At 65.1% G+C, this 17,079-nt stretch carries 14 protein-coding genes; 7 read left to right on the forward strand and 7 right to left on the reverse strand.

Features of this window, described 5'->3' with window-relative positions; translation table 11 throughout:
• Positions 1 to 11: 11 nt before the first annotated feature.
• The gene (locus tag H290_RS0113780; RefSeq protein WP_028463170.1) at positions 12 to 1,154 is read left to right on the forward strand and encodes an acyl-CoA dehydrogenase family protein; all 1,143 of its coding nucleotides are present in this window, start codon (positions 12 to 14) and stop codon (positions 1,152 to 1,154) included.
• Between the two features lie 82 nt (positions 1,155 to 1,236).
• Here H290_RS0113780 and lexA read toward each other — a convergent pair whose 3' ends face one another.
• Positions 1,237 to 1,956 carry a transcriptional repressor LexA gene (gene lexA, locus H290_RS0113785; protein WP_081631579.1) on the reverse strand — a complete coding sequence of 240 codons (720 nt, stop codon included), beginning with the start codon at positions 1,954 to 1,956 and terminating at the stop codon, positions 1,237 to 1,239.
• A gap of 190 nt (positions 1,957 to 2,146) precedes the next feature.
• Here lexA and H290_RS31170 point away from each other — a divergent pair, with 190 nt between their 5' ends.
• Positions 2,147 to 2,653: a LysM peptidoglycan-binding domain-containing protein gene (locus H290_RS31170; protein WP_020107397.1), complete on the forward strand. Its 507-nt coding sequence runs from the start codon at positions 2,147 to 2,149 to the stop codon at positions 2,651 to 2,653.
• A 90-nt stretch (positions 2,654 to 2,743) separates the two neighbouring features.
• Positions 2,744 to 3,199 carry a transcriptional regulator NrdR gene (nrdR, locus tag H290_RS0113795; protein WP_020107398.1) on the forward strand — a complete coding sequence of 152 codons (456 nt, stop codon included), beginning with the start codon at positions 2,744 to 2,746 and terminating at the stop codon, positions 3,197 to 3,199.
• A 24-nt stretch (positions 3,200 to 3,223) separates the two neighbouring features.
• Here the strand turns inward: nrdR and hrpA are convergent, their stop codons facing one another.
• Positions 3,224 to 7,123 (reverse strand): ATP-dependent RNA helicase HrpA, encoded by a 3,900-nt coding sequence (gene hrpA, locus H290_RS0113800; protein ID WP_020107399.1) that lies wholly within the window; start codon positions 7,121 to 7,123, stop codon positions 3,224 to 3,226.
• Positions 7,124 to 7,181: 58 nt separating this feature from the next.
• On the opposite strand from hrpA, the gene H290_RS0113805 reads away from it, so the two are divergent.
• Positions 7,182 to 8,429 (forward strand): aspartate aminotransferase family protein, encoded by a 1,248-nt coding sequence (locus H290_RS0113805; protein ID WP_028463172.1) that lies wholly within the window; start codon positions 7,182 to 7,184, stop codon positions 8,427 to 8,429.
• Positions 8,430 to 8,511: 82 nt separating this feature from the next.
• Here the strand turns inward: H290_RS0113805 and H290_RS0113810 are convergent, their stop codons facing one another.
• Positions 8,512 to 9,042, reverse strand: coding sequence for an alkyl hydroperoxide reductase (locus H290_RS0113810; RefSeq protein ID WP_020107401.1), 531 nt, complete (start codon positions 9,040 to 9,042; stop codon positions 8,512 to 8,514).
• Between the two features lie 28 nt (positions 9,043 to 9,070).
• The gene (locus H290_RS0113815; RefSeq protein WP_020107402.1) at positions 9,071 to 9,658 is read right to left on the reverse strand and encodes a peroxiredoxin; all 588 of its coding nucleotides are present in this window, start codon (positions 9,656 to 9,658) and stop codon (positions 9,071 to 9,073) included.
• Positions 9,659 to 9,753: 95 nt separating this feature from the next.
• Here H290_RS0113815 and H290_RS28585 point away from each other — a divergent pair, with 95 nt between their 5' ends.
• Positions 9,754 to 10,692: a hydrogen peroxide-inducible genes activator gene (locus tag H290_RS28585; protein WP_036518887.1), complete on the forward strand. Its 939-nt coding sequence runs from the start codon at positions 9,754 to 9,756 to the stop codon at positions 10,690 to 10,692.
• Between the two features lie 4 nt (positions 10,693 to 10,696).
• Here the strand turns inward: H290_RS28585 and H290_RS0113825 are convergent, their stop codons facing one another.
• A complete protein-coding gene (locus tag H290_RS0113825) occupies positions 10,697 to 13,189 on the reverse strand; it encodes an RNA helicase (protein ID WP_020107404.1) in 2,493 nt (830 codons plus the stop codon).
• Positions 13,186 to 14,169 carry a proteasome assembly chaperone family protein gene (locus tag H290_RS0113830; RefSeq protein ID WP_020107405.1) on the reverse strand — a complete coding sequence of 328 codons (984 nt, stop codon included), beginning with the start codon at positions 14,167 to 14,169 and terminating at the stop codon, positions 13,186 to 13,188. The genes H290_RS0113825 and H290_RS0113830 overlap by 4 nt, the downstream gene beginning before the upstream one ends.
• A gap of 319 nt (positions 14,170 to 14,488) precedes the next feature.
• Between H290_RS0113830 and H290_RS0113835 the strand changes: the two genes are divergently transcribed.
• Entirely contained in the window at positions 14,489 to 15,577 is a 1,089-nt protein-coding gene (locus tag H290_RS0113835; RefSeq protein ID WP_020107406.1) for an S-(hydroxymethyl)mycothiol dehydrogenase, read from the forward strand.
• Positions 15,574 to 16,203, forward strand: a complete 630-nt coding sequence (locus H290_RS0113840) for an MBL fold metallo-hydrolase (RefSeq protein ID WP_020107407.1) — start codon at positions 15,574 to 15,576, stop codon at positions 16,201 to 16,203. The genes H290_RS0113835 and H290_RS0113840 overlap by 4 nt, the downstream gene beginning before the upstream one ends.
• Here H290_RS0113840 and H290_RS0113845 read toward each other — a convergent pair.
• Positions 16,200 to 17,078 carry an SGNH/GDSL hydrolase family protein gene (locus H290_RS0113845; protein ID WP_020107408.1) on the reverse strand — a complete coding sequence of 293 codons (879 nt, stop codon included), beginning with the start codon at positions 17,076 to 17,078 and terminating at the stop codon, positions 16,200 to 16,202. The two genes, H290_RS0113840 and H290_RS0113845, sit on opposite strands and share 4 nt — an antisense overlap.
• Position 17,079: the final 1 nt, after the last annotated feature.

A 17,079-nucleotide genomic window follows, 5' to 3' on the forward strand; every position in this document is an offset into this window, starting at 1 on the left:
TGGAGACTTTGATGGAACGCACGATTTTCGAGCCTGAGCACCTCCTCTACCGCGATTCGTACCGCAGCTTCCTCGAGCAGCATGTGGCGCCGCACCACGCCCGCTGGGAAGAGCAGAACATCGTCGATCGCGACGTGTGGATCGAAGCCGGTAAGAACGGCTTCCTGGCCGTTGACGCGCCCGAGGAGTTCGGTGGCGGCGGAGTCGACGACTTCCGCTATCAGTGCATCGTCTCCGAGGAATCCGCACGCGGTGGGTTCAGCGGCCTGGGATTCACCCTGCACAACGATGTCATCGCGCCGTACCTGCTGGAGTTGACCAACGACGAGCAGAAGGCGCGCTGGCTCCCGGGATTCACCTCCGGTGAGCTCATCACCGCCATCGCCATGACCGAGCCCGGAACCGGCTCGGACCTGCAAGGGATCAAGACGACCGCCAAGAAGGACGGCGATCACTGGGTGCTCAACGGATCGAAGACCTTCATCACCAACGGCATCAACGCCGACCTGGTGATCGTGGTCGCGCGCACCGATCCCGAGGCCGGCGCCAAGGGTTTCTCCCTGCTGGTCGTCGAGCGCGGCATGCCCGGCTTCGAGCGCGGCCGCAACCTCGACAAGGTCGGCATGAAGGCGCAGGACACCGCCGAACTGAGCTTCGACAACGTCCGCGTACCCGCCGAGAACCTGCTCGGTGAAGAGGGACTCGGCTTCATCTACCTGATGCAGAACCTGCCGCGCGAGCGCCTGTCGATCGCCGTGGTCGCCGCTGCCTCCATGGAGAAGGTCCTGGAGACCACCGTTCAATATTCCAAGGACCGCAAGGCTTTCGGGCGTTCGATCGGCAACTTTCAGAACACCCGCTTCCTGCTGGCCGAGCTGGCCACGTCCACGACGACGACGCGCGTGTTCGTCGACCACTGCATCGGGCTGCTGAACGAGAAGAAGCTGACCGTCCCCGATGCCGCGATGGCCAAGTACTACGCCACCGAGAATCAGGTGCACCTGATCGACCGCTGCCTGCAGCTGCACGGCGGCTACGGCTACATGCGTGAATACTCCGTCGCGAAGGCGTTCCTGGACTCACGCGTGCAGACCATCTACGGCGGCACCACCGAGATCATGAAGGAAGTCATCGGACGCAGCCTCGGGGTCTGATCACTCAAACATCAACGCGCCGAACGGCAGAAGGCGGGTGCACCGGATCTCCGGTGCACCCGCCTTTTTCGCATGTGTGTCTCTAGAGTCGCCGCATCACTGTCACAACTTTGCCCAGGATGACCGCATCGTTGCCGGGGATGGGATCGAATACCGGGTTGTGCGGCATCAGCCACACGGCGTCTTTGGTGCGCTTGAAGGTCTTGACCGTGGCCTCGCCATCGATCATCGCGGCCACGATGTCTCCGTTGTCGGCGACGTTCTGCTGGCGTACGACCACCCAGTCACCGTCGCAGATCGCGGCGTCGATCATCGATTCGCCCACCACCCTGAGCAGGAAGAGCGAACCCTCGCCGACGAGTTCCTTCGGGAGCGGGAAGACGTCTTCGACGGCCTGTTCGGCGAGGATCGGGCCACCGGCCGCGATCCGGCCGAGGACCGGGACAAATGTCGGCGTCGGAAGTGATTCGTCGGGTGCCTGCACCTGACCGGCAGCCGTGGCCGGGTTGAGGTCGGTGTCCTGGATGTTTACCGCGCGGGGACGGTTGTTCTCGCGCTGCAGGAAGCCTTTGCGTTCGAGTGTGCGGAGCTGGTGGGCGACCGACGACGTCGAGGTCAGGCCGACGGCGTCACCGATCTCCCGGATGCTCGGCGGGTAGCCGCGCTCGCGGACCGAGGCGCGGATGACCTCGAGTACGGCTTTCTGGCGGGCGGTCAGTGAGCCTTCTGCCAGCGGTCCGGTGGCGACCACGGTGGTGGCGGCTCCGTCCGACGGCGTCGGGGGCTGGGTTGTATCGGCCATCAGGTCCTCCAGTTCGTGCGGTATCGGGCGGGGTCCATGTGGACAAAGGTAGTGCAAATCATCACAAGTCTCAAACATTTGTTCGATCAGGCGTGGCGCTTGTCGGAACCCCGTGATACAAATCGAACACTCTTTCAATCGAACGAGTGATCGAATGCACCATCGATCCGATGATCCGAGGACTGAACCCATGACTGCAGCCACCACCATCATCCGGCCGGCCACAGCTCGGCCCGTTCACCACGCCGAGAGCGCTACCGTTCCGCGTACCAAGCGGCCCTTGCGGCCCGCGGACACCGCCCGTCCGGCCGATCGCCGGCTGCCTGCTCAGCGCCGCGTGGCCGTCTCCTGCGCCGAATCGCGCAACACCGAACAACGAATGCCGACCGCTCGCGAGAAGGTCTTCGCCCGTCGGCGCGCCTGGGCGGCCGGCGCCGTCGCGGGAATCGGTCTGATGCTGATCGTTGCATTCATGACCTTCTTCGGCGGCGTGATGGAGCAGTCTGCTGATCCGGGGCGCGTCGGCACCCAGGTCGTCCGGGTTCAGTCGGGGGAGTCGTTGGGGGCCATCGCTTCCCGGATCGCACCCGAGATGCCGGCCGAAGCCGTCGTGGCAAAGATCATGGAGCTCAACGCGATGAGCAACTCGGCATTGTCGGTGGGGCAGGCGCTGGTCACGCCGGTCTACGTCAGGTAGATGATGCAGGGGCCCACAGCCCGGGCGGTATCCTCGGAACCACAGCGTCTGGTCACTCCGCCCAGGCCGTCGACCGTCGAGGAATCGTGCATGCATTGCCCGTTTTGCAAGAACGAGGACACCCGCGTAGTCGATTCGCGGGTGGCGGACGAGGGACAGGCAATCCGTCGTCGCCGTGCCTGTTCGGAGTGCGGACGCCGTTTCACCACGGTGGAGACCGCGGTGCTCTCGGTGGTCAAACGGACCGGCGTCACTGAACCTTTCAGCCGCGAGAAGGTCATGCGCGGCGTCCGCCGGGCCTGCCAGGGCCGAGCTGTCGACGATGACAAGTTGCAGCATCTTGCGCAGCAGGTCGAGGAAGCCGTCAGGGCCTCGGGTTCGGCCGAAGTTCCGGCCAACGAGGTCGGTCTTGCGATTCTCGGTCCGCTCCGCGATCTCGACGAGGTCGCGTACCTTCGCTTCGCCTCCGTCTACCGCTCATTCGACTCGGTGGACGACTTCCAGAAAGAAATCGACGATCTCCGGTCCGGCAAGTCCGAATCCTGACTCCCCGCGAATTTTGCGTTGGGGTCAGCGCAGGTCGCGAATTGCCTTGATGGCGCGCTTCTCTGAGATCGGGTACGCGGTTCGCAGCTGTTGAGCGAACAGCCCGACACGCAGCTCCTCGACGATCCAGCCGGCGGCTTCGCTGACCGCATCCTGACGTTCCGACGGCATCATCCGTAGGTGACTGGTCCAGGCCGCCACGACCCGGTCGACGGTGGCCATCGACGCGGCATCCCTCGCTGCCGACGCCGGCAACTGATCGAGTCGCGCCAGCGCGGCATCGAGGTAGCGGGGAATCTCCGTCAGATGCTCGCCACCGGTGGCGGAGATGAATCCGTCGAAAACCAACTCGCCGAGTTGGTCGCGTACATCGTCGGCAGCGTCGGCGACCGTCGTCGCCTCGATCGCGGTCCGCAGCGGGGCCACCCGGGCCAGAACTGCCGCGGCCTGACGCAACTTGGTGGTCGCCCGGCCGGTGACCTGACCCGCGACATGGGTGCGCAGCGCCGCGTAATCGGCTGCCGACCACACAGTGGGCTGTGCCGGAACAAGATCGATGACCGCAGCGCGGACGCAATCGGCGAGCAACGCGGCCGCGGTGGGATACGGGCTCTGGCTCAGCGCCAACCGGTCGGAGGTGCCCAGCGCGGAGGTCGCATTCGGCCTCAACGCTGGTACATCGTTGATCAGTAGACCGATCAACGCGTTGTACATCTGGATACGTTGTTCAGCCTCGGTGGACATCGGGGCAACGGTGAAGCCACCACCCCGGGCCACCAACGCTGGATAGCTCGTGATCTCTTGCCCGGCAACGGTGCTCCGGATGGACCGGGTGAGCGTGCCGAAGGTATCGGCGGTCCAGGTCTTGGCCACCGGGGTGGCCGCCGGGGCCGCTTCCTTCTCGAGGGCGGCGCGCGCCTTGTTGCCGAGGCGTTCCTGGAGTTCGGCCAGAGACTTGGAGCGGCCGAGCTCGTCGCCATTCGCGGCGACGGCGATGAACGTCATCCGCAGGTGGTCTGCGAGCGCGGTCGCCCTCAGGTCGGCGGCCGCGATGGACACACCGGTGATCCGCGTGAGTTCGGCGGCCACACTCGCAGTCAGCGGGCGTGCACGTGGGGTCACCGCGTCGAGCACCTGCGCTGCCAGATCGGGTGCCGGACCGACTTGGCGCCGAAGGGTTTTGGGCAAGGTGCGGATCAGCTCGGTGACCAGTTCGGTCCGCATCCCCGGGACCAGCCAGTCGAAGCCGGAGGGGCGGGCCCGGACCAGCAACGACAACGGGATCAGCACGCTCACACCGTCATCGGGGGTACCGGGTTCGAATCGGTATCGCAGGGCGTATGTGGTGTCGGCCTGGCGCCAGGCGTCCGGGAATCCGGCGGGATCGGTGGCACCGCCGCCGGCCACGACATCGGCCGGATTCAGGTCGAGGAGTGTCGGGTCCTTCTTCCTGGCGGTCTTCCACCAGGTGTCGAAATGTCGACCGGAGACGACCTCGGCGCCGACGAGACGGTCGTAGTGCGCGAACAGTACGTCATCGTCGACCACCACGTCGGTGCGCCGGACCCGGTGGACCGATTCTTCGGCATCGTCGAGGAGTGCCCGGTTGCGATGGAAGAACGGATGTTGGGTGCGCCAGTCGCCCTCGACCAAGGCACTGCGGATGAACAACTCCCGGGCGACCTCGGGGTCGATCGAGCCGTAGTTGACACGGCGTTGCGTGACCAGCGGCACGCCGTAGAGCGTGACCCGTTCGTAGGCCATCGCCGCGGAATGCTTACCCGACCAGTGTGGTTCGCTGTATTGGCGTTTGACGAGGTCGCCGGCCAGTCGCTCGGCCCACTCGGGTTCGATCCGGGCGGTGGTCCGGGCCCACAGCCGTGAGGTTTCCACGATCTCGGCCGCCATCACAAACCGGGGCGGTTTGTTCGACATGTGTGACCCGGGGAAGATCATGAACTTGGTCCCGCGCGCTCCGAGAAACTCTTTGGATTCCCCCTCGCGGACCCCGATCTGGCTCAGCAGCCCCGACAACACCGACTGATGGATGGCTGCTGCCATCCCGGATTCCGGTTCGGGGATCTCGAATGCCGCCGGTACGGTCATGCCGAGATCCCGGACGATCCGGACCAGCTGTGAATGCAGATCACGCCATTCCCGGATCCGGAGTCCGTGCAGGAACTCGCGGCTGCAGCGCTTGCGGAATTGGCTGGAGGACAGCTCTTTTCGCAATTCCTCGAGATATGCCCACAGATTGAGGAGCGTGAGGAACTCAGAGCCGGCGGCAGCGAAGCGGCGATGTGATTCATCGGCGGCCTGCCGGTGGTCCGCCGGGCGTTCCCGGACATCGGGCAGCGACAGCGCTGCGGTCAGGACCAGCATCGGGCCGAGCGCACCCTGCGTGTCGGCCTCGACGAGCATGCGGGCCAACCGCGGATCGACGGGGATCTTCGCCAGCGACCGGCCGATCGGGGTCAACCGCCGCACCGGGTTGTCGGGGGTGGCCGGGGCCAGAGCGCCGAGTTCGTCGAGGAGCTGTTGGCCGTCGCGGATGGCCTTGGGATCCGGTGGCTGCACAAACGGGAAGCGTCCGACGTCACCGAGCCCGAGCGACGTCATGTTGAGGATGACGGCGGCCAGATTGGTGCGCAGGATTTCCGGTTCGGTGTATTCGGGCCGGGCATCGAAATCGTCTTCGCTGTACAGGCGGATGCAGACGCCCGCGGCGACACGGCCACATCGGCCGGCACGCTGACGGGCACTGGCCTGGGAGATCGGCTCGATCGGTAGCCGCTGAACTTTGGTGCGGGTCGAATAGCGCGAGATGCGGGCGGTACCGGCATCGATCACGTAGTGGATGCCCGGAACGGTCAGCGATGTCTCGGCAACGTTGGTGGACAACACGATTCGTCTGCCCTTGTGCGAGGCGAACACCCGGTGCTGATCGGCCGCGGACAGCCGGGCGAACAACGGGATCACCTCGACGCCGCGTGCCTCGAGATGTTTCAGAGATGCGGCGGTGTCGTTGATCTCGCGTTCTGTGGGCAAGAACACGAGGATGTCGCCGGGGCCTTCGGCGAAGAGTTCGTCGACCGCCTCACCGATGGCCTGCAACTGATCGAGGTCGGCTTCGTCCTCGTCCTCGACAACGAGTGGCCGATAACGGATCTCGACGGGGTACGTGCGCCCGGACACCTCGATGACGGGGACCGGGCGGTCCTCGGTGGCGAAGTGATCGGCGAAACGGCCGGGCTCGATCGTGGCCGAGGTGATGATCACCTTGAGGTCGGGACGCCGGGGGAGCAGCTGTTTGAGATATCCGAGGATGAAGTCGATGTTGAGGCTTCGCTCGTGGGCCTCGTCGATGATCAGCGTGTCGTAATCGCGCAGGAGGCGATCCTGCGAGAGTTCCCGCAGCAGGATGCCGTCGGTCATCACCTTGACCAGGGTGTCGCGGGAGGCCTTGTCGGTGAACCGGACCGAGTACCCGACAACACCGCCGAGTTCGGTGCCGGTTTCTTCGGCGATCCGCTCGGCGACCGATCTGGCAGCGAGCCGTCGTGGTTGCGTGTGGCCGATCTTGCCGGCGACACCGCGGCCGAGCTCCAGGCAGATCTTCGGCAGCTGGGTGGTCTTGCCGGAGCCGGTCTCACCGGCGACGACAACCACCTGATGGGCCTCGATCGCCGCGGCGATCTCCGCGCGGGCCGCCGAAACCGGCAGTTCCGGCGGATAGCGCAGGTCCGGGACCAGCGCGCGACGCCGTTCGAGTTCCTCCGGGCCGGGGCCGGCAGAGGTGCGGGATCCCGATCGCGGCGAAGGAGGTTTGCCGGACGATTTACGTCCGCGGCGTCGGCGCTGCCCGGATGTGGGGGGCTGCCCTGATGCGGCGGGTTGGCTGGGCTGATCGGGCGCGGTCGACATATCGTCCCCAATGGTAGTCGCCGGTGCCCTGACATCGTGCCGCCACCTGCCAGGCATGATGTACCCCATGACTGCTTCTTCTTCTGCCGGTCTCTGGCACGGTTTTGCCGACATGGGCGCGGTGAGCGCCTCGGGACCGTTTGTTGTTGCCAAGGGCGAGGGCGCCTATATCTGGGACGCCGCCGGAAACAAGTACATCGATTCCACAGCCGGTCTGTGGTTCACCAACGTCGGACACGGCCGGACCGCGATCGCGGACGCCGTTGCCCGCCAGCTGAGTACGTTGGCGCATTACTCGGGGTTCGGCGACATCACCTCGGATGTGACGGCCGCACTCGCGGATCGTCTGGCCGCCCTCGCACCGATCCCGGGCAGCAAGGTGTTCTTCACCTCGGGTGGCAGCGACTCGGTCGATTCGGCGGTGAAGCTCGCTCGCCGGTACTGGCATGAGTTGGGCAAGCCGGAGAAGAAGATCGTTGTCGGCCGCACCAAGGCGTACCACGGTATGCACGTGGGCGGCACCGCGCTGTCGGGTCTGCCGCTGAACCGCGAGAACTACGGCGAGCTCATGCCCGACGCGGCAACCGTCGAATGGGATGACGCGAAGAGCCTGCTCGGTCTCATCGAGCGGATCGGCGCCGACAACATCGCCGCGTTCTTCGTCGAGCCGATCATCGGTGCCGGTGGCATCTACCTGCCGCCGGACGGCTACCTGGCCGAGGTCCGGCAGATCTGCCGTGACCACGATGTCCTGTTCGTCGTCGACGAGGTCGTCACCGGATTCGGCCGGATCGGCGGATCCTGGTTCGCCTCAAGTCGTTTCGGGCTCGAGCCCGACATGATCACCACCGCCAAGGGATTGACGTCGGGATACGTCCCGATGGGTGCGGTGTTCATCGCACCGAAGATCGCCGAACCGTTCTACGCCGGTGGTGTGTGGTGGCGCCACGGCTACACCTACGGCGGCCACGCCGGTGCCGCGGCCGCGGCGATGGCGAACCTCGACATCATCGAGTCCGAGGGACTGCTCGAAGAGGCCGCGCGGCTCGAATCCGACCTGCACGTAGTGCTCGCTCCGCTGGCCGATCTGCCTGCGGTGAGCGAGATCCGGAGCGGACTCGGTGCGGTTGCCGCTGTGCAGCTGGCGGATCCGTCGACAGCTCCGGCGGTCATCGGCGCGCTGCGTAAGCACGGAGTGAGTGGTCGCGCGGCCGGTCAGGGTGCACTGCAGATCTCGCCGGCGTTTGTGATGACCAGTGCCCAGGTCAGCGACATGGCGCAGCGCATCGGCGATGCGCTGGCGTAGCCCACAGAAGCCAAAAGAGCAGGGACCCGGTCGGGGTCCCTGCTCTTTTGATATGGCAGTACCTGTGGCAGCGGGTTTTCCGCTATCCGACAAGAACCTCGGCAGTGCTGAGTGCGGCAGCAACGCCGGCGATGATCGAGGCGACCTTCAGCGATTCGAGAATCGCCTCACGCTCGACACCGTCTTCGCGCAGGGTGTTCTCGTGGGCGGCGACGCAGTGGCCGCAACCGTTGATGGATGACACCGCGAACGACCACAACTCGAAGTTGGCCTTGTCGACGCCGGGGTTGCCGATGATGTTCATCCGCAGTCCGGGCCGCAGGTCGTCGTACTTGCCGTCCAGGAATCCGCGGCCACGGTAGAACACATTGTTCATCCCCATGATCGACGCGGCGCCGAGCGCAGCGTTGTACGCCTCCGCCGACAGGTTGTCGGCGGCTTCGTCGGCGATCTCCCGCAGGACGGTCGCGTTCTTGGTGGCTGCGGCGGTGGACAGCAATGTGCCCCACAGTTGTTCGTCCTTGAGGACGGTGGTACGTGCGATGGAACCCAGGTTGAGCTTGAGGTCCTTCGCATACTCCGGAAGGATTTCCTTCAGGTTGTCGATGCTCATCGGTGCCTTTCGTTCTTCGAGCAGACGATCAGACGCTGGCGGTCAGGAGCTCGCCCGCGTTGATGGTGGGATCGCCCTTCTTCCAGTTGCAGGCGCACAGTTCGTCGGACTGCAGGGCGTCGAGAACGCGGAGGACCTCGTCGACGTTGCGGCCGACCGAACCGGCGGTGACAGAGACGAACTGGACCTCGTTGTTCGGGTCGACGATGAAGGTGGCGCGATCGGCGACACCGTCGGCGTTGAGAACGCCGGTGGCCTCGGCCAGTTCCCGCTTCAGATCCGAAAGGATCGGGAACGGAAGGGTCTTCAGGTCGTCGTGCTGTGCGCGCCACTGGAAGTGCACGAACTCGTTGTCGACGGACGCACCCAGGACCTGGGCGTCACGATCGGCGAACTCGTCGTTGAGCTTGCCGAAGGCGGCGATCTCGGTGGGGCACACGAAGGTGAAGTCCTTGGGCCAGAAGAACACGATCCGCCACTTGCCGGCGTAGTCGTCGGAGGTGACGTTTGTGAAGTAGTCGTCGGGCTGCGTGGCGTTGACCTTCGAGAGGTCTCCGCCGATGACGGCCGTCAGGTTGTAAGCGGGGAATTGGTCACCAATGGTCAGCAATGGCATGTATGCACTCCTCAGGTCTGTTTAAAGCAACTTCGTTAATACTGCCCTGGATCCACTGAAAATGAAACGTGATGAGTAGCACTATAGTGATAGGTATGACCGATCAAACTTATCAACCGACGATCGCCGGACTGAAGGCGTTTGCCGCTATCGCAGATAAACGCCATTTTGGTTCTGCCGCAGAGAGTTTAGGAGTGAGTCAGCCGTCGCTGTCGCAGGCCCTGGCATCACTTGAAACCGGGCTGGGTTTAAAGCTCGTCGAGCGTTCGACCCGGCGTGTCTTCTTGACGAGTGAGGGAGATGCGTTACTGCCGCGTGCCACCGCGGCGATCGAGGCGGTCGACATGTTCACCGCCGCCGCCGGCGGCGTTTCGCGGCCGCTGTCCGGCACCCTCCGACTGGGCCTGATTCCGACGGTGGCGCCGTACGTGCTGCCGGGAATCCTTCGGAATCTGGCTACCGAGCTCCCGGATCTGACCCTGCGGGTTGTCGAGGATCAGACGAATCGATTGCTGGATGCCTTGCGCCGCAACTCGATCGACGCGGCGATGATGGCACTGCCGGCGGACGCCACCGGCATGATCGAGGTGCCGATGTACGACGAGGACTTCGTTCTGGCGCTGCCTCCCGGCCACGCACTCGCCGGCCGGAGCCGGGTGGATCCGGCCGCGTTGGCGGATTTGCCGCTACTGCTGCTCGACGAGGGTCACTGCTTGCGCGATCAGGCGTTGGAGGTGTGCCGCCTCGCCGGTGTACGCCCCGACGTCGGGCCCACCCGGGCCGCGTCGCTGGCCACCGCGGTCCAGTGCGTCGAGGGTGGGCTGGGCGTCACGCTCATCCCGCAGACCGCAGTGCAAACCGAAACCGCGCGTGGTGCACTGGCGATCGCGAGCTTTGCCCGGCCGCGGCCGGGACGTCGGATCGGGTTGGTGATGCGGGCGACCAGCGGCCGGGAGGACGAGTATCGCCAACTCGCTCACGTGATCACGGCCGCCATCGTCGGTGTGGGCAACGGTGCCGCGAGGCCGGCCTGAGGGGTCAGCCGGGAATGATCTCCATGGCCAGGAGCTCGGGTTCGTCGTCGGCGGTCTGCGGCATCGAGAAGCGTGCTTCCAGGGACCATCCGTGGTCGCCGTCGGGATCGTCGAGGACCTGCCGGGCGAGCCATTCGCCGTCGACCTCGGTGAGGCTGAACAGCGCCGGCCCGCGGGCTTCGGGTCCGGCTTGCACCGGGCCGTACTCGTCGACGAAATCGGCCATCTCGTCGGCCCAGTCCAGATCCGGCCAGATCGTCTGCAGTCCGTACCAATCGCGGCGCGACAGCAGGTTCACGTAGCGGAACATGGTGTTGCGCAGGTGGACCCGGGTGGCCCGCAGGTTGACCGGACGGCCGCCGGTCGGTGGAGCGAGGTCCGCCGGGCCGGTGGGATCGGCATCGGGATGGGTGAGCTGTTCCCATTCATCGAGCAGGCTCGAGTCGACGCGACGGACCAGGTCACCGATCCACTCGACCACATCGTCGATCTCGTCGGTCCGCGCGGCATTCGGAATGCTCTGGCGCAGTGTCCGGTAACAGTCGGTGAGGTACCGCAGCACCACACCTTCGCTGCGGGCGAGTGAGTACCGGGAGATCAGATCGCTCCAGTCCATCCCCTCCTCGATCATCTGGCGCAGCACCGCTTTGGGACGCGGGGGTGTGTCGATCACCCACGGATGCCCGCGTCGGTACATGTCGAACGCCTCGAAGATGAACTCGCGCATCGGGCGTGGCCAGGTGACCTCGGAGAGCAATTCCATGCGCTCCTCGTACTCGATGCCATCAGCTTTCATCCGGGCGATAGCTTCATCACGAGCGGCCTTTTGCTGGCCCATGAGGACCGGTCGCGGATCATCGAGGGTTGATTCGACGATGGAGATCAGGTCCAGCGCGTAGGTCGGCGACTCGGGGTCGAGCAGTTCGAACGCGGCAAGGGCAAAGGGGGACAGCGGATTGTTGAGCGCGAAGTTGATCGGTAGGTCGACAGCGAGGACCGCCCGGCGGCCGTATTCGTCGGGTTCGTCGAGACGCTCGACGACTCCGCTGTTCACCAGCGCCCGATACAGCTTCAGGGCCCGCAGGATGTGGCCGCGCTGGCGGGCGCGGGTCTCGTGGTTGTCTTCGAGGAGATGTCGCATCGAGGTGAAGCAATTGCCGGGCCGTGCAATGACTTCGAGCAGCATCGACGTCGTGACCGCAAATCGGGAGCGAAGCGGCTCCGGCGGCGCGACGATGAGTTTGTCGAATGTGGCCTCGCCCCACGATACAAAGCCCTCGGGGGCCTTCTTGCGCTGAATCTTCTTGAGTTTCTTGGGATCATCGCCGGCCTTGGCGACCAGGCGGGCGTTCTCGACGTCGTGGTCCGGTGCCTCTGCGACGACAAATCCGCGGGTGTCGAACCCGGCGCGGCCGGCGCGTCCGGCGATCTGATGGAACTCTCGCGCCCGCAGATGACGCTGGCGGACACCGTCGAACTTGGTGAGTCCGGTGAACAGCACGGTCCTGATGGGGACGTTGATCCCGACGCCGAGCGTGTCGGTTCCGCAGACCACACGCAGGAGTCCTTGTTGCGCAAGGCGTTCGACGAGCCGTCGGTAGCGCGGCAACATGCCGGCATGGTGGATTCCGATTCCGGCCCGCACCGTCTTGGAGAGGGTCTTGCCGAATCCGGTGCTGAACCGGAAATCGCCGATCTCCTCCGCGATGGCGTCGCGTTCGGCGCGGCTGCAGATGTTGGCGGACAGCAGTGCCTGGGCGCGTTCCATCGCGGAGAGCTGGGTGAAGTGCACGACGTACACCGGCGCCCGGTCCTTGGCGATCAGATGCTCGATCGTTTCGTGCACCGGCTTCGTCGAATACGAGAAATCAAGGGGGACAGGGCGAGTGGTGCCGGTGATCGCGGCGGTGTCGCGGCCGGTCCGGCGGCGCAGGTCGTCGACGAAAAAACTGACATCGCCGAGAGTCGCCGACATCAGGACGAACTGGCAGCCCGTCAGTTCGATCAACGGAACCTGCCAGGCCCATCCACGATCGGGCTCCGCGTAGTAGTGGAACTCGTCCATGACGATCACGCCGATCGGCGAGTCCGGACCTTCGCGGAGCGCTATGTTGGCCACCACCTCTGCGGTGGCGCAGATGATGGGTGCCGTCGGGTTGACCGACGCATCGCCGGTGAGCATACCGACGTTCTCCGCGCCGAACTGCGAACACAGGTCGAAGAACTTCTCGCTCACCAGCGCCTTGATCGGTGCCGTGTAGAAGGCCCGTTTGCCCTGTGCCGCCGCGAAGTAGAGCGCACCGCTGGCCACGAGGGACTTACCGGAGCCGGTGGGTGTGGACAGGATGACGTTCGCCCCACCGGCGAGTTCGATCAGCGCTTCATCTTGATGCGGGTACAGCTCGATACCCCGGTCGGACCACCACGCCGTGAAATCGGCATACAGCTCATCGACGTCGGGCTCGCGGTGGTCCGGAAAGGAGAGTGGGGTGGTCACTGACCGGCGTCGTCCCCGGGCTCGTCGCGATCCGATTCGGTGTCGGCCGGCTGCTGATCGCCGCCACCGTTGAGGTGATCGGCCAAGAAGCGTTCGAGTTCGGCGCCCAGTTCGTCGCCGGTGGGCAGATCTCCCTCGGCAGCGAGCAGCGAGGCCTTCTCCTTCTGAGCCTGCGTGAAGGAGTCGTACTGGGTTTCCAGTGCGGTCACGACCGACTCGACTTCGTGGTTGCCGGAGATCTCTTTGTCGACCTGGTGGCGAACCTTGTCGGCCGCGTTGGCCAGGGCCGCCATCGGCAGGTCGAGTCCGGTGACCTCACCGAGGCATTCGATCAGCTTGTGTGACGCGGCCGGATATTCGGCCTGGGCCAGATAGTGCGGCACATGGACCGACAAACCGGCGGTCGACATCCCGTGCTCACCGAGGCGCAACTCGAGCAGCATCGATGCGCTGGCCGGGATCTTGAGTTCGGAACCCCAGCGGGGCAGCGATTCGATCAGCTCTTTGTTGTTGCCGTGAGCGGTGATCGTCGACGGGCGGGTGTGGGGAATACCCATCGGGATCGCGTTGAGGCCGATGACCGACGACACGCCGAATTGATCGGCCAAACCGGTGACCGCCGCCACAAAACGTTCCCACCGAAGATCGGGCTCCGAACCGGCCAACAGCAGGAAGGGCTTGCCGCCGTTGTCGCGGATGGCGTGCAGGGTCAGCTCGTGCATCGCGACCCCGGTGAACTGCTCCCCGGAGAAGGTCATTATCGGGCGTCGCGAGCGGTAGTCGATCAGCTCGTCGGTCGAGAACGTGGCGATCAGTTCTGAATCGAGGCTCTGTCGCAGGTGATCGGCGGCCAGCTTGATGGCGTGGCCGGCGTCGGCGAAGCCTTCGAGCGCGTGGATCAACACCGGACCCTCGCCCTCGTCACCAGCCAGCTGTGGTGCCGGGAACTCGAGTTCATAGAGCGTGGACTTGTCGTCCATGGCGAACCTCCTTGCTGCCTGGTCGTACGGTCGTGTTCATCCATTGTCCCCCATGATCACCGCCAGTCCCAATCCTTGTGCCGGGCACGGCATTGGTTCTCGATCCGGGGACACTCCCATCTGCACAACAGAAGTAGTCCGGATGCGATTCCCTCGCGTCGGTTCGCCCTCGGCGAACGGTAACGGATGCACACATGACGATCTGGACATCGAATAGGGTGATAGCGGTTCGGGACCGGAAATCGGCAGGGAAAAACCTTGGCCGACGGGTCTCGACCGGCAGGTCCTGACCGAACATTCAGTGCGGCGAAAGGTTGTCATGGCAGAGCAGGTGCGTGGTGTGGTGTCGTCGGGCAAGGGTGCCCCGACCACGATCGAGACGATCACCATCCCGGATCCGGGGCCGCGGGATGTGGTTGTCCGGATCATTGCGTGCGGTGTGTGCCACACCGACTTGGCATACCGCGACGGTGGGATCAACGACGAGTATCCGTTCCTGCTGGGCCATGAGGCCTCAGGTGTGGTCGAGACCGTGGGCGATCAGGTCACGATGGTCTCACCGGGTGATTTCGTGGTCCTGAACTGGCGCGCGGTCTGTGGTGTGTGCCGCGCCTGTAAGCGAGGACGTCCGCAGTACTGCTTCGACACGTTCAACGCGAGCAAGCCGATGACGCTGGCCGACGGCACCGCCCTGACCCCGGCTCTGGGGATCGGCGCATTCGCCGACAAGACCCTCGTCCACGAAGGGCAGTGCACCAAGGTTGCCGCCGACGCCGATCCGGCCGTGGTCGGACTTCTCGGTTGTGGCGTGATGGCCGGAATCGGTGCGGCGATGAACACCGGCGGTGTGAGCCGCGGAGACAGCGTTGCGGTCATCGGCTGTGGCGGCGTGGGAGACGCCGCGATCGCCGGCGCCCGTCTCGCCGGAGCGACGAAGATCATCGCGGTCGATCGCGATGCCCGCAAACTCGAATGGGCCACCGACCTCGGTGCCACCCACACCATCGACGGTTCGGTGACCGAAGACGTCGTGGCCGCGATCCAGGAACTGACCGACGGCAACGGCGCCGACGTGGTGATCGACGCCGTGGGACGCCCCGAGACCTACAAGACCGCGTTTTACGCCCGCGATCTGGCCGGCGTGGTGGTCCTGGTCGGAGTGCCGACCCCGGAGATGACCCTGGAACTGCCGCTGGTCGACTTCTTCTCCCGTGGTGGGGCGCTCAAGTCGTCCTGGTACGGCGACTGCCTGCCCGAACGCGACTTCCCGATGCTCGTCGACATGTACCAGCAGGGCCGGCTGCCGCTGGAGAAGTTCGTCTCCGAGCGGATCGGCCTGACCGACATCGAAGCGGCATTCCACAAGATGGAGGCCGGCGAGGTGCTGCGCTCGGTGGTGGTCCTGTGAGTGTGCGGGTGCAGCACGTCGTCACCTCCGGCCAGTTCAGCCTCGACGGTGGCACCTGGGACGTCGACAACAACATCTGGATCATCGGAGACGACTCCGAAGTGGTGATCATCGACGCCGCGCACACCGCGGCACCGATCATCGAGGCAGTCGACGGCCGGACCGTCAAGGCGATCGTGCTGACCCATGGCCACAACGACCACATCACCGCCGCCCCGGAATTGTCGAAGGCTGTGGATGCCCCGATGCTGATGCATCCCGGTGACACCATGCTCTGGGATCAGACCTACCCCGACAGCACTCCCGACGGTGATCTGGCCGACGGCCAGAAGATCAGTGTGGCCGGAACCGATCTGGTGGTGCTCAACACGCCGGGACACTCACCGGGGTCCTGCGCGATCTACGTCCCCGAACTCGATGTCCTGTTCTCAGGGGACACCCTGTTCTCGGGCGGTCCCGGTGCCACGGGACGGTCGTTCTCGGACTTTCCAACGATCATCGAGTCCATCCGTACCAAGATCCTCACCCTGCCCGCCCAGACCAAAGTCCATACCGGACACGGAGATTCGACCGCGGTCGGGGAGGAATCCCCGCATCTGGAAGAATGGATCAAGCGCGGCAGCTAATGCCCCGAGCCCGCGATCGCCGCCAGCACCAGGTCGGCGATCGCGCGCTCTCCGGCGGCGTTCGGATGCAGACCCACCGCTCCCTGAGGTGAGCTGTAGGGCTCGATCCAACGTCTCGCCGGACTCTGGCAGGAGTTGTGCGCCACGCTGGGGGTGAATGTGTCCAGCCACTGGACGCCGGCGAGCCATGCCTGCGCTTGCAGCGTTGCATTCAGCTCTTGCTCGATCCTGTTGAGGTAGGCGGTGTCCGCCACCGAGAACGGATTTCGGGGTACGCAGTTTCCCTGCTGGGGAAATATCGCCGGATAGCCGAGAACGATGATCCGTGCCGAGGGGGCGCGGCTCTTTATGCCCGCTATGGCGCCCGCGATCGCCGGGCCGGTGTTCATCGCGATTTCGAGAGAGAACCGGGGTCCGTTCCGGACTTCGCAGGTGAAGACCTCGGAACTGATCCCTCCGGGCGGGTTCTGGGCGCACGAATTGATGCTGTCGCTGTAGACGGAGCCGTTGTTGTAGCCGATCAACATCGTCACGAGATCGGTGCCGGCGTTCAGGGCGTCGAACTGCGGCGGCTGGCCGGGCACCTGAGAGGTGACCAGGTTCAGCGCCTGTGCTCCGCCGCAGCTCATATCGGTCAGCTGGTAACCCTTGGCACTGGCGACGAGGTGAGAAAAGTTGGCCGCGGAGCGCTTGCAGCCCGCCGGTGACCCGGCCGCCTCAGGCGGTACTCCGGCCCCGGCGGCAAACGAGCCGCCGAGGGAGACGTAAGAGAATGTGTCAGCGGTGGCCGGTGGCTGGACGATGCACGTTGCGAGCACCGCCGCGACCGCTGCGATGACGGATCCCGCAACTCTGCGCTTCCTGAATTGCCTCACC

The organism is Nocardia sp. 348MFTsu5.1 (genome assembly GCF_000383535.1).
In the GTDB taxonomy this organism is placed as follows: domain Bacteria; phylum Actinomycetota; class Actinomycetes; order Mycobacteriales; family Mycobacteriaceae; genus Williamsia; species Williamsia faeni.

Bases quoted from the DNA above. Each gene is read 5' to 3' on its own strand.
- nrdR (WP_020107398.1), top strand. From the start codon at position 2,744: ATGCATTGCCCGTTTTGCAAGAACGAGGACACCCGCGTAGTCGATTCG.
- H290_RS0113810 (WP_020107401.1), bottom strand. From the start codon at position 9,042: ATGAGCATCGACAACCTGAAGGAAATCCTTCCGGAGTATGCGAAGGAC.
- hrpA (WP_020107399.1), bottom strand. From the start codon at position 7,123: ATGTCGACCGCGCCCGATCAGCCCAGCCAACCCGCCGCATCAGGGCAG.
- H290_RS0113815 (WP_020107402.1), bottom strand. From the start codon at position 9,658: ATGCCATTGCTGACCATTGGTGACCAATTCCCCGCTTACAACCTGACG.
- lexA (WP_081631579.1), bottom strand. From the start codon at position 1,956: ATGGCCGATACAACCCAGCCCCCGACGCCGTCGGACGGAGCCGCCACC.
- H290_RS0113805 (WP_028463172.1), top strand. From the start codon at position 7,182: ATGTACCCCATGACTGCTTCTTCTTCTGCCGGTCTCTGGCACGGTTTT.
- H290_RS0113835 (WP_020107406.1), top strand. From the start codon at position 14,489: ATGGCAGAGCAGGTGCGTGGTGTGGTGTCGTCGGGCAAGGGTGCCCCG.
- H290_RS0113780 (WP_028463170.1), top strand. From the start codon at position 12: ATGGAACGCACGATTTTCGAGCCTGAGCACCTCCTCTACCGCGATTCG.
- H290_RS0113830 (WP_020107405.1), bottom strand. From the start codon at position 14,169: ATGGACGACAAGTCCACGCTCTATGAACTCGAGTTCCCGGCACCACAG.
- H290_RS28585 (WP_036518887.1), top strand. From the start codon at position 9,754: ATGACCGATCAAACTTATCAACCGACGATCGCCGGACTGAAGGCGTTT.
- H290_RS31170 (WP_020107397.1), top strand. From the start codon at position 2,147: ATGACTGCAGCCACCACCATCATCCGGCCGGCCACAGCTCGGCCCGTT.